Origin of the sequence: Peribacillus sp. R9-11 (assembly GCF_031345095.1) — a bacterium.
Classification (GTDB): Bacteria; Bacillota; Bacilli; order Bacillales; family DSM-1321; genus Peribacillus; species Peribacillus butanolivorans.
Genome location: NZ_CP133763.1, coordinates 540358 through 553350, shown reverse-complemented (window position 1 = coordinate 553350; position 12993 = coordinate 540358). Strand labels below are relative to the sequence as shown.

The window sequence follows — 12993 nt, the reverse complement described above, 5'->3', positions numbered from 1 at the left end:
AACAGCCTGATAGATTTCAGGCTGTTTTTTTGTTTTTTCATGCTCTACTAACTACTAAACTATAGGTTTCTTTATATTTGCTGAATAATATTGGTAATGCCTAAGGAGACCAAAAAAGGCGCCTACGTATGAGGCACCTTCTTGTAATGTTCTCATTTTCTTCTTGCGAAATCGACGAATCGAAATTTATCAGGACGATGACGAGATTCGGTGAATTGAAATAAACTAGCATTATCAAGGTAAACGTGACTTTTGACAACGACTATGCTGTGAAAACCTTCAAGGTCGAGTAGTTTCCGATCTTCCTTTGTTGGCTCCTCAATCGTGATTTCTTTTTTGGCAAAGCCAATTGAAAGACCCAAATCTTCTTCCAAATATTCATAAATGGATTTCCGACAAATGTCTATGGTCAGAAGAGGGACATACTTCTCTGCAAGGAAATCTTTATCAAGGATAATTCGTTCTCCATCAATTTCACGAACACGGATGACTTTCCATACTAGTTCATCTTCTGTTTGCTTTAATACTTCCTGCAAGGCAGGGCTCGGATTAATCTTCTCGAAGGTTTCAACATATGTTTTCGCCCTCCCGCCCATTTTTTGGGTTAACTCCTTGAAGCTAACAAGTCCGGAAACGGGGAAGTCAAGTCGCTTCATTTCCAGAACAATTGATCCTTTACCCTGGACTTTGTGAATGTACCCATCTTCCGACAGCATCTTCAGCGCCTTCCTAATCGTTTCCCTTGACGCAGAATGACTTTCAGCCAATTCATTTTCAGACGGCAGCATATCCCCCGCGATTAGACGTCCATCAAGTATTTGTTTTGAAATATTTTCATATATCTTCATAAATTTATTTTTCATTAATTATCACCCAAAGTATTTTACCATTTCTTTTTCAAATGATAAACGACGGATTCATAAGGTCGAATTTCCATTTTGTGACATAGAGGCAATGACTGAGAATAATTTCCGATGAGTATAGTCTCAGATTCATTATTCAGAAGTTCCGCAGGCAGAATTAATTTTGTATCTTTTGCATAAAAATTATTAACCACAAGAAGCTGTTCGTCTTGGTAGCTACGGACATAGATAAATAACTCAGGATGTTCTGACTGAATTATTTTATAATCACCGCTCGTTATTATTTCATATTCTTTGCGAAGCTGGATTAGTTTCTGGTAATGATAGAAAATTGAATCCTGATCATTCAATGCTTGTGCTGCATTAACATCCCGATAGTTTTCTGCCACTGGAATCCATGGGGTCCCTTTCGTAAAACCCGCCTCCTTCAATTCATTCCACTGTACAGGCGTTCTCGAGTTGTCTCGTGACTTATGCTGTAATATACAATAAATCTCCTGCTCTGACATCCCCTGCTTCTTCATAATTCGAAAATAATTCAATGTTTCTACATCCCGGTACTGCTCGATTCTGTCAAAATTCGGATTTGTCATCCCAAACTCTTCGCCTTGATAAATGAATGGTGTCCCCTGCATCATATGAATCGTTGTTGCCAACATTTTCGCCGATTCTTGATGATATAACGCATCATCTCCATAGCGTGAGACAATTCGGGGTTGATCATGATTGGACCAAAATAGTGCGTTCCACCCCCCACCCTGATGCATCTCCATCTGCCACTTTGAAAGAATCTGCTTAAGAGATAGAAAATCAAATTCTCCAACCGCCCATTTTTCTCCGTTTGGGTAATCCACTTTTAAGTGATGGAAGTTAAACGTCATACTCAGTTCATTCCGCTCAGGAGAAGAATAAGAGATACAATCCTCAATCGTCGTCGAAGACATCTCCCCGACCGTCATGCTGTCATAATTGGAAAGTACACTTTGGTTCATCTCATGCAAAAATTCATGTACGCGCGGCCCATCCGTATAAAATTTTCTGCCGTCTCCAGGTGCAAGTGTACCGTCGTCATTGGGGAATTGCTGATTCTTAGAAATGAGATTGATTACATCAAGCCGAAAGCCATCAATCCCTTTTTCAAACCAATAATGCATCAGTTTATAAATTTCCTGCCTAACCTGAGGGTTTTCCCAATTTAAATCAGCCTGAGTTTCATCAAAAAGGTGCAAATAATACTTACCGGATTTTTCATCCAGCTTCCAGGCTGATCCGCCAAACTTAGAAAGCCAATTGTTCGGTTCATGACCGTCTATCGGATCTCTCCAAATATAAAAATCGCGGAATCGAGAATCATCACTTTCTAATGCTCGTTTAAACCATTCATGCTCAGTCGAGGTGTGATTTACGACAAGATCCATGATGATTCTAATTCCGTGTTCATGAGCTGCAGCTACCAGGTCTTCAAAATCCCTCATCGATCCATATTCTTCATCAATTGAATAATAATCACTAATATCATAGCCATTATCTTTTTGAGGTGATTTGTAAATCGGTGTAAGCCAGATAACATCCACTCCGAGCTCGTTTAAATAGGCAAGCTTTTCAATAATTCCCTTAATATCACCGATGCCATTTCCGGTCGTATCATTAAAGCTCTTCGGATAGATTTGATAAACAGTCGCTTTTCTCCACCATTCCTTCATCATGTCACGTCCTTTCTTTTATTAAACTTAGACGCTATGGTCTTCAATTCTTGTATTCTCTTTACTATTTAGAGTATATTTTTTTGATTTCCCCAGGAAAAAAGTAAGAAAAAAGGGGATGATAATTGCTATGACCATGCCGATGCTAAACGGAATCCATTTATTTGGAAAAATCGAGAATATTGCTGGTATTCCGCCAACACCGATAGAGGGTGATGTGACAGCATTTAGCATAATATAGACAGCCCCAAGTGCCGAACCGATCATTGCTGAATAAAACGGAAAACGATAACGCAGATTTACCCCAAACATAGCTGGTTCAGTTACACCAAGAAACGCTGAGATTGATGACGTCAGCGACAGTCCTCGCAGTTTTTCATCATTTTTCGCCAGAAACATCATGGCAAGTGCCGATGCACCTTGGGCAATATTCGAAAGTGCAAGAATCGGCCACAGGAAGGTACTTCCAATCGAACCGATGAGCTGAAAGTCAACCGCTAGGAAGGTATGATGCATGCCGGTAATAACCAGCGGAGCATATAATGCACCATATAGCAGCCCTCCTATAACAGGCGCCATGTCGAATATTCCAACGAATAAGGAAGTGATCCAGTTTCCAATCGTAAAAGTCACTGGTCCGATGACGATGAAGGCTAGAAAACCAGTGATTAGTAATGATATCGGTGCGACTACCAGCAATTGAAAGGAATCGGCAACCCGTTTATTTAAAAACACTTCAATTTTCGCCAGTACATAGGAAGCTACTAAAATAGGGAGCACCTGACCCTGGTAGCCTACTTTTTCAATCTGAAGGCCAAATAAATTCCACATACCAATATCGCCAGCTGCCTTTGCTTTTGGATAATCCCAAGCATTTAATAAGCTTGGATGAACCAGCATCAATCCTAGAATAATTCCAAGCAATGGATTACCACCAAATCGCTTCACGGCTGACCAACCGACAAGTGCCGGCAGGAATGTGAAGGCCGTGTTGGCTATTAGGTTAATGATATCGGCAAAATCACTCCACTGGGTATAGACTTGGACAAGGGATTTTTTTTCAAAAAAGATACCTGTCCCAGTCAGGATATTATTGATTCCCAATAATAAACCAGCCGTCACGATTGCAGGAAGGATTGGGATAAAGATATCAGCTAACGCCTTAACCGCCCTTTGAAGTGGATTTAAATTACTTTCAGCAACTGATTTCGTTTCTTCCTTCGTAGCAATCCCAATTCCGGTGGCTTCGACCATTTCCGCATATACCTTGTTTACCGTCCCCTGCCCGATCACGACCTGAAATTGACCATTAGCGGAAAAGGCACCCTTCACCACATCGATTTTATCGAGTTCCTCCTTATCCACTTTCGTTTCATCTTTCAATGCAAACCGAAGCCTTGTAACACAATGCGTTGCAGACTGGATATTCTCTTTTCCTCCTACTCCTTTGACGATTCCTTCCACTATCTGACTATATTCCTTTGCCATAACAATCCCTCCCCTTAACATTTATTGTTCGTCTCTTCCCTAAAATTGTATATACATGTTTGTTATTGATAGACTAACTTGTATATACAAGTTAGTCAAGAAAAAAATGGAACCGCTTTCTTTTTTTCATCAGCCTCCGATTTTTAAACTACACCGCTTTTGTATCTTTTGGCTGTGTTCGTAAATACATAGTTTAAGAATACAACCTTATTATTCCACATAACATTTACTGAAAATTCAGTCGATGTTATGATTAGGACATCCTAATTAAAAGAGAGGTGCGCACTTTGAATATTGTCATTATTGGGGCTGGTGCATTAGGTTCCTACTTTGGTGGAAGGTTACAACAGGCCGGACAGCATGTTCAATACCTTGTCCGAAAAAAACGTGCCCAACAATTGAAAGAAAATGGCCTAAAAATAACTAGTCCTCATGGAAACTATGATTTTAACGAGCTACATATCATAGAAGATGTAAAGAAAATAGAACAAGTTGATCTAGTGATTCTTGCCGTAAAAGGCCAGCACTTGCAGGGGACCATCCCTGACTTGAAGCTTCTTGTTGAAAAAGGCGCGAAGATCCTTCCGCTTTTGAATGGAATAGAACATATCTCCATTTTGCAAGACGAACTAAGTGAAGCAGCCGTCATAGGGGGAAGCGCCTTCATTATCGCTACCCTAAACGAAAAGGGCCATGTAATTCACTCCAATAAGAATCACGATTTAATCTTTGGCCCGCTTCATCCCTCACAAACAAAGATTTGCGACGAATTTGAACAGGCAGTCAGTTCAGCTATCATGGGGGCAAGCAGAACAGAAAACATTTTAATCAGGATGTGGATTAAATATATGTTCATTACCGCTTTCTCCGGTGTAACAACCGCTTCCAACCTCCCTATTGGCACAATACGGAGATTCCCTGAAACTAATAGGTTACTAGAACATGTCCTTATTGAAATGAAGAAACTTGCAAATGCTTATAACGTCGGAATAACAGAACAGAATGTTGCTCAGGCACTAGAAAACATGGCAGGTTTACCGGACGAATCAACCTCTTCCATGCATCAAGACCTTCGAAAAGGCCAAACCCTTGAAGTAGAGCATTTACAAGGTGGTGCACTGCGTCTAGCTGAAAAGGTCAATTTAAAACTTCCCGTTATTGAAACCCTTTATGGACTCATAAAACCGTTTGAAAATTGATTTTCTCAAGTACCGGTGCTACTACACCGGTACTTTTTTTGCGGCTTTTCAAAGTAGATCCTTAATGAATTCAATATTACTTCAAATTCCTTCTTTCCCTTCAGCTACTAAACTATCCCCAAGACCAAAAAGACCAAAAAGAACAATATCACCAAAAGAATATTCTGACTCTTCCTTCTGTTACACTAAAGTTAAGTTAAGAAAGCGCTATCATATAACAAAGGAGAATGCACCTTGAAAATATTAAAAAATCTAACCGTTCAGGTCATCATCGGTATTATTCTAGGTATTACAGTCGGTTTCTTCTTCCCTACTTTCGGTGAACAACTGAAGATATTAGCTGATTTATTTATTAAAATGATTAAAATGGTCATTGCACCAATCATCTTCTTAACGGTCGTAATCGGAATTGGCGGCATGGGCGATATGAAGAAGGTTGGCCGTATCGGAGGAAAGGCCCTGCTATATTTTGAAATCGTTACCACCTTCGCCCTTGCTATCGGAATTATCGTAGTTAATCTGTTAGGACCTGGTAAAGGTTTCAACATTGATTCAGTCGAAGGCGGAGATGTATCACAATATACAACAGCCGCTTCCGAAACGGAACATGGCGCAGTTGCCTTCATTTCTAACATCATTCCAGATAATGCAGTTGCTGCGATGGCTGGTGGCGACTTGCTCCCTATTTTATTCTTTGCTGTATTATTCGGATTATCAATGGCTGCGATGGGACCAAAAGTACAACCTGTCGTCTCCTTCCTTCAGCATATTGCTGATATTTTCTTCGGCATCGTTGGTATGATTATGAAAGTATCTCCATTGGCAGCATTTGGGGCAATGGCTTACACAATCGGTAAGTTCGGTCTTAGTTCTCTAAGTTCTCTTGGACAATTAATGGGTAGCGTATACATCACGATGGCCCTATTCATTATTCTTATCCTTGGTTCAATCGCAAAAATCTACGGTTTTAATATTTTCAAATTCATTGCCTATTTAAAAGAAGAGATCTTATTAGTATTAGGAACATCTTCATCGGAATCTGCTCTTCCAAGCGTAATGAAAAAACTAGAAAAATACGGTTGTTCAAAATCCGTAGTCGGTTTGGTCGTCCCAACTGGTTATTCTTTTAACCTTGATGGCACATCCATTTACTTATCCATGGCAGCGATTTTCATCGCTCAAGCATATGGTATCGATTTAAGCATCTGGCAGGAAATAACCCTTCTAGGAATCTTGATGTTAACATCTAAAGGGGCTGCAGGTGTAACAGGATCTGGTTTCATTACACTTGCTGCAACATTAGCCGCATTCCCGATGATTCCAGTTGAAGGTATGGCTCTCCTATTAGGGGTTGACCGCTTCATGTCCGAAGCACGTGCCATCACTAATCTTATCGGTAACAGTGTTGCGACTGTAGTCATCTCTAAATCAGAAGGCGAATTCAATCCAAATCAAGCTCTCTCCGACAATGTCGGTGAAGTAGCCGTCTCCTCGGAAAAATAAAATAAGCTATAAAAAAAGAGGTGTGCAACTTGCACCTCTTTTTTTTGATAATCTATTATTATAAAAACCTTCCCGATTTTCATCCTGATTTCCCATGTCTTTTCCCCTTTCTTCACTTTATTACAATGGCTCAAAAAAATAGCCAATCAAATAAATTTCAGAAACTCCAAAAAGTGTTTATAATTTTATATAACAGGTATTGGTATAAAGGTAAAAGATTTTTAAGTAGTTTGATGGATTTAACCAAAATAGGAGGTTTTATCATGAAGGATTACGGATTATTTATTAACGGTGAGTGGTCAGATTTTGGACTGGATAAAATTGAAGTGAAAAACCCGGCAACGGATGAAGTCGTTGCCACCGTACCTAAAGGTGGTGCAGCTGAAGCGGCCAAGGCTGCCGATGCTGCTTATGAGGCCTTTACAGGTTGGGCAGCTCTCTCAGTCTATGAACGTGCCGATTTAATTTGGAAATGGCATCGATTAATCGAAGATAATAAAGAAGAATTAGCTAGAATCATGACAGAGGAACAAGGTAAACCCTTAAAAGAGGCTCTTGGGGAAATGACCTATGCTAATGGATTTTTATCTTGGTTTGCCGAAGAAGGAAAACGAGTGTACGGTGAAACAATTCCTGCTTCCGTGTCTAATAAGCGACTTTTCGTGACTAAACAGCCAGTCGGAGTGGTAGCCGTCATTACACCATGGAACTTCCCAGCAGCGATGATTACAAGAAAAGTGGCACCTGCCCTTGCTGTCGGCTGTACGGTCGTCATTAAGCCGGCCAACCTGACTCCTATTACAGCTTTAAAAATGGCAGAATTAGCAGAAGAGGCTGGTATTCCAAAAGGCGTCATCAATGTCGTGACAGGGAACTCATCAGAAATCGGTGAAACCTGGCTTAAAGATACACGTGTCCGTAAATTGACATTCACCGGTTCAACAGAAGTCGGTAAAACCTTAATGAGGGGCTCCGCCGATACAGTAAAAAAAGTCTCACTTGAACTTGGCGGACACGCGCCTGCCATCGTCTTTGAAGATGCTGATATTAATAAAGCAGTCGATGGCATTATCAGTTCTAAATTCCGTAATGCTGGACAAACATGTGTCTGTTCAAACCGTATTTATGTTCACGAATCCATTCAAGAAACCTTTATCGAAAAACTTGTGGCTAAAGTCAACGAACTTAAAGTAGGCAATGGGCTAGAAGAAGGCGTCGACATTGGTCCACTTATTGACCAAGATGCGGTGGATAAGGTTCAAAAACAAATCGATGAAGCAATCAGTAGCGGAGCTAAACTCGAAGCTGGTGGAAAATCAATCGGCGGGCTTTTCCTAGAGCCAACAATTCTTTCCAACATCGATGACAGCATGCTCTGTATGAAGGAAGAAACATTCGGTCCATTAGCTCCAATCGCCTCCTTTAAGACGGATGAAGAAGCTATTAGGCGTGCAAATGACTCCATTTTCGGGTTAGCTGCATACGTGTTTACCGAAAATATCACCAAAGGCATCAAAGCTACTGAAGCACTAGAATTCGGAATTGTCGGCTTAAACGACGGACTTCCCTCCGTTCCACAGGCTCCATTTGGTGGCTTCAAGCAAAGTGGGCTCGGCCGCGAAGGCGGACACCAGGGAATTGAAGAGTTCTTAGAAGTAAAATATATTTCTTTAGGTTTGTAATATGTTCAAGTACCCTTGATTATTGGGGAACCTTTCTTAAAAAAGAAAAACGGGACCAACTCTTTTGAGTTGGTCCCGTTTTTCATTCTAATATATCTTCTTCAAGCTTTTCCTCTTTCCGGATCCTGATGAACTTTACGATATTCAACACAATCGTTTTTACAACGGAATATGTCGGAACTGCCAAAATCATTCCGATGATACCTGAAATGTTTCCAGCAACGAGTAAAAGGATGATTATCGTAAGCGGATGAGTGTTCAATTTTTTCCCGATGACTAACGGTGAAATGACATTACCATCCAGCTGCTGAATAATCGTTACAACAAGAATGACCAATAACGCTTCTGTCGGTGAATGAATCAACGCCACAATGACCGCAGGAGCCGCTCCGATAAACGGACCTACATATGGAATGATATTGGTTACCGCACCAATCAGCGCAAATAAGAACGCATAAGGCAAACCAATGATTAAATATCCAATAAACGTTCCAATCCCGACAAACATGCAAACTAGCATCTGTCCTTGAATATAAGTAGTAAGCGTCTCTCCCGTTTCCTTAAGTACCGTTAAAGCTGGTTTTCTGTAACGAACGGGTACGAATTTCATGATGGAACTTGGAAGCTTATCCCCATCTTTCAGCATATAAAATAGGATGAAAGGAACCGTCACGACTACTAACGTAATATTCGTCACTACACTGAAAACCGAAGACAAACTATTCGTTATATTACTCGGTAAATTCGTCAAATATTTTTGAAGCGAATCTCCTACTTCTTGCAAAGGGACATAATCTTGTTCCACAGTCCACAAAAACCATTTTGACTCAGCTGAATCTTCAATGAACTTTCTTACTTGATTGAAATAATCCGGGAGGTTATTGACTAAATCTGTGACCTGTCTAGAAAGCGATGGGCCCACTAGGCCGACCAACAAACTAATCAATCCAAGGAAAAATACGTAAAGCAATAAAATCGCCAATCCCCTCGGCAATCTCCGTTTAACTAAAAAGTCAACAGTTGGGTTGAACAAAAAGAAGAGGAAACCTGAAATCAAGATTGGAAAGAACAAAGTTGAGGTAAAAATCACAATTGGCTCAAAAAGAAAAGAAATCTTTGTACCAACATAAAAAAGTAAAGACAATAATAATAACTCTAACGTCCAAAAATGCAGTTTTGTCTTGAACAAATTATCTCCTCCAATATAACCATTCTATATAACTCCCTATTTCTAAGGAAACGACATATATAATGTAAAATTCTATGTATGATAATCTTTCATTGTTAGCAGTTTACCATACTTCTATAACCTGAACGTATAATTATATACAAAAATAATCTAAAAAAACCTTATGATACAATTCCCACTCTTTTGGATACTTAAGCATGATTTATTATTTATTAAAATCTAAAAACCAGTTAATATATTGCAAATAATACAAAAAGAAAATATACAATGAAAACGGGTCATTTGAATTCGATCAGCAATTTTTGCTGTAGGGTCAGAGCAGGCATCTCAACATCAATAATAGAAACCATGCTTTAGTGAAGAAAGGAATGACTCTTAGAATCACTATCCAATGACATGCTACAGTAAATACATATAAAAAGAGGCTCAGCGCTATGTGCTGAACCCCTAAAAAAACCCCGCTATAATAGCGGGGTGGTCATATATCTTATTTTTGATCTTGAAGAGCAGCTTCAAGCATTGTACCGTTTTTAGCAAGGTTTGTATGCCAAGAGAATGCTTTTTCAAGAATATGTGGAGTTTGATGTCCACCAGTTTGAGCAACTGCTTCAGTAAAGTATGCACGAAGTTGCGGACGGTAATCCGGGTGTGCACAGTTTTCGATGATTAATTCTACGCGTTCTTTTGGTGCTAGACCACGTAAATCAGCAATACCTTGCTCTGTCACTAGTACATCCACATCGTGCTCAGTGTGGTCCACGTGAGAAACGAAAGGAACGATACTAGAAATTTTGCCGCCTTTAGCATATGATTTCGTTACAAAAATACCTAGGCGTGAGTTACGAGCAAAGTCTCCTGATCCACCGATACCATTCATCATTCTTGTACCAGAAACATGCGTAGAATTTACGTTACCGTAAATATCGCACTCTAACGCAGTATTGATTGAAATCAAACCAAGACGACGGATGATTTCAGGATGGTTAGATATTTCTTGTGGACGAAGAACGAGTTTATCACGGTATTTATCAAGCTCACCGTAAACTTGTTTTCCTTTTTCTTCAGCTAATGTAATCGAGCAGCCTGAAGCAAATTTTACTTTTCCAGCATCAATTAAATCGAATACTGCATCTTGTAAAACTTCAGAATACACTTCTAAATCTTTAAATTCAGAATCAAGGAAACCAGCGAATACTGCGTTTGCTACTGAACCTACACCAGATTGGAGCGGAGCAAGGTTTTCAGTTAAACGGCCAGCCTTGATTTCTTCACGAAGGAAGTTAATAAGGTGATTGGCAATTGTTGCTGTTTCTTCGTCTGGTGGCACGATTGTAGAAGGTGCATCAAGATCTGTAGAAACCACAATCCCTCTAACTTTTTCAGGGTCAACCGGAATACCAATTGATCCAAGACGATCGCTTGCGCTAGTCATTGGAATTGGTTGGCGCTCACCTTGTTTAGCGGGTGTATAAATATCATGCATGCCTTCTAATCCTTCTGGATGAGACACGTTTAATTCAATAATTACATTTTTAGCTTCTTGAACGAAGATGGCTGAGTTACCTACAGAAGTTGTTGGGATGATTAATCCTTCTTCTGTAATAGCCAATGCTTCGATGATTGCAAAATCGATAGGTCCGACAATGCCTTGACGAACTTGTTCAGCTGTATGAGATAAATGCTGATCCACATAAGTGACTTCATCAGCATTGATTTTATTACGAATACCTTTATCCGCTTGGAACGGTAAGCGTTTGTTAATGATACCGGCTTCCGCCATATGTTGGTCGACTTCTGGCCCTAATGAAGCACCAGTATAAACGTCAACTTTAAATTTTTCAGTTTTAGCTCTTTCAACTAGAGCCATCGGGATAACTTTAGCATCACCAGCACGAGTGAATCCACTCATACCAAGTTTCATCCCATCTTTAATCCAAGAAGCTGCTTCTTCCGCTGTAACAACTTTCCCCTTAAATTGTTCGTTGCGAATTTTTTTGAAAACGCTTTCGTTCATACAAAAGACCCCCATTTTTCGCTTTTCTTACACTTAATTTTATCAAGCCCGTGTAATTGTCACATTCGTTTTCGAATGAAAAGCCTTAAATAGAGCACAAACCAGCATTTTTATCACATCAAGGAGAAACATTAAAATCCTAGAGCTCTTCTGAATTGACTTGCATATGTTTGACTAACTTGGATTTTAGACTGATCCTTCATTACCAGTAAAAATGTAGAGTGAAAATCAGGAAGAATCTCCTGAATATAATTAATATTGACGATGTACGAACGATGAACCCTAATGAACAAATCATTCGGTAAAATAAACTCCAATTCACTTAAGTTCATTTTATGAAATCCATTCACGCGTTCGGACTGAATTTTAGTTTTCCTATTTTGCGCTTCTAAATACATAATTTCGTCATATGGAAGTGGTATCCAGTGGTCATCTGTTTTGATTGTTAAAAATGAAGTCGGTAATATTAACTGCTTTGACGGCAAAATGGCTGTTACTGCCCCTAACGGATTACCCTCGTCCATTATTGGTACGCTCAAACCATAATAAGGTACGCCAAATACATTACTTTCAACTTGTACACCAATTTTTTTTCGGACACTCAACGCTTTATAAGTAGCTGTTTTTTCACTTATTAAATCTCCTGGTTTAATTCCTAAGTCAACCTGCTTGCTCGGTTGGTAATAAATGTATTTTTCTGAGTCAGCCACAGAGATTGAAGCATCCTGCGGAACAAATTCCCTGATGATATTTAAAACGGACTCGACCGTAAATTGATCCATTTCCCCTCACCTCATAAAAGAACATATTTATAAATTCCCCTCACTATAAACAGGGCATTCTCGAACCTACTTCATTATTTATGGAAGACTTACAATTTTTTTGAAGTTTTTTTTCGCAAAATAAAGAAAAATTGAATTAACTAAGCTAAAAACGTCAAAAAAAGCAAATAAATTGGATTAAAATTTTTGTCCATATTCATTATAGTAGGAATACTCATCGATTTCTATGGGAGATAAAAAAAAGTTCCCTTATATAATAAAAATCACTTCCAAGCTATAAACTTTTAAAATCAATTGCCGATGAAATGCAGTAAAAGCATAAAAAAGCCGTTCTCCTTTATATAGAAGAAACGGCTGCAAAATGTTATTTTTTATAACTCTGATTTTGAAACGAGGATTTTATTCGAAGTGATAAAATTTCTTCTAAATTTTTCAATGGTAATTCTAATAAAAAGGGTCGGTCAGCAGGTTGATATACATTCTCTGATATGAGTGTATTAACAATCTTTTGTTTTTTTGCATTAACAATTCGGACCAGTCTCCCCATATTTAGCTCCTTTCTCTAATCTG

Annotated in this window: 9 protein-coding genes; 3 read left to right on the top strand and 6 right to left on the bottom strand. The window is 39.2% G+C overall.

Features of this window, described 5'->3' with window-relative positions; translation table 11 throughout:
• Positions 1-152: 152 nt before the first annotated feature.
• Genes treR through treP form a run of 3 tightly spaced genes read right to left on the bottom strand, consistent with a single transcriptional unit; the run spans position 153 to position 4054 of the window.
• Entirely contained in the window at positions 153-863 is a 711-nt protein-coding gene (gene treR / locus RE409_RS02660) for a trehalose operon repressor (RefSeq protein WP_201222275.1), read from the bottom strand.
• A 20-nt stretch (positions 864-883) separates the two neighbouring features.
• Positions 884-2569 (bottom strand): alpha,alpha-phosphotrehalase, encoded by a 1686-nt coding sequence (treC, locus tag RE409_RS02655; protein ID WP_201222277.1) that lies wholly within the window; start codon positions 2567-2569, stop codon positions 884-886.
• 24 nt (positions 2570-2593) lie between these two features.
• On the bottom strand, positions 2594-4054 hold the full coding sequence (treP, locus tag RE409_RS02650) for a PTS system trehalose-specific EIIBC component (protein WP_201222279.1): 1461 nt from the start codon (positions 4052-4054) through the stop codon (positions 2594-2596).
• Positions 4055-4332: 278 nt separating this feature from the next.
• Between treP and RE409_RS02645 the strand changes: the two genes are divergently transcribed.
• From RE409_RS02645 to RE409_RS02635, 3 genes are all read left to right on the top strand, one after another.
• Positions 4333-5253 (top strand): ketopantoate reductase family protein, encoded by a 921-nt coding sequence (locus tag RE409_RS02645; protein ID WP_309558477.1) that lies wholly within the window; start codon positions 4333-4335, stop codon positions 5251-5253.
• A gap of 234 nt (positions 5254-5487) precedes the next feature.
• Complete coding sequence (locus RE409_RS02640) at positions 5488-6756, top strand: dicarboxylate/amino acid:cation symporter (RefSeq protein WP_057218203.1); 1269 nt, start codon at positions 5488-5490, stop codon at positions 6754-6756.
• A 263-nt stretch (positions 6757-7019) separates the two neighbouring features.
• The gene (locus RE409_RS02635; protein WP_309558476.1) at positions 7020-8438 is read left to right on the top strand and encodes an NAD-dependent succinate-semialdehyde dehydrogenase; all 1419 of its coding nucleotides are present in this window, start codon (positions 7020-7022) and stop codon (positions 8436-8438) included.
• A gap of 82 nt (positions 8439-8520) precedes the next feature.
• Here the strand turns inward: RE409_RS02635 and RE409_RS02630 are convergent, their stop codons facing one another.
• The 3 genes from RE409_RS02630 to RE409_RS02620 form a co-directional block, all read right to left on the bottom strand.
• Positions 8521-9627, bottom strand: coding sequence for an AI-2E family transporter (locus RE409_RS02630; RefSeq protein ID WP_201183108.1), 1107 nt, complete (start codon positions 9625-9627; stop codon positions 8521-8523).
• Positions 9628-10114: 487 nt separating this feature from the next.
• Positions 10115-11641, bottom strand: a complete 1527-nt coding sequence (locus tag RE409_RS02625) for a succinyl-CoA:acetate CoA-transferase ScpC (RefSeq protein ID WP_053344317.1) — start codon at positions 11639-11641, stop codon at positions 10115-10117.
• A 131-nt stretch (positions 11642-11772) separates the two neighbouring features.
• Entirely contained in the window at positions 11773-12423 is a 651-nt protein-coding gene (locus tag RE409_RS02620) for a LytTR family DNA-binding domain-containing protein (protein ID WP_098176956.1), read from the bottom strand.
• Positions 12424-12993: the final 570 nt, after the last annotated feature.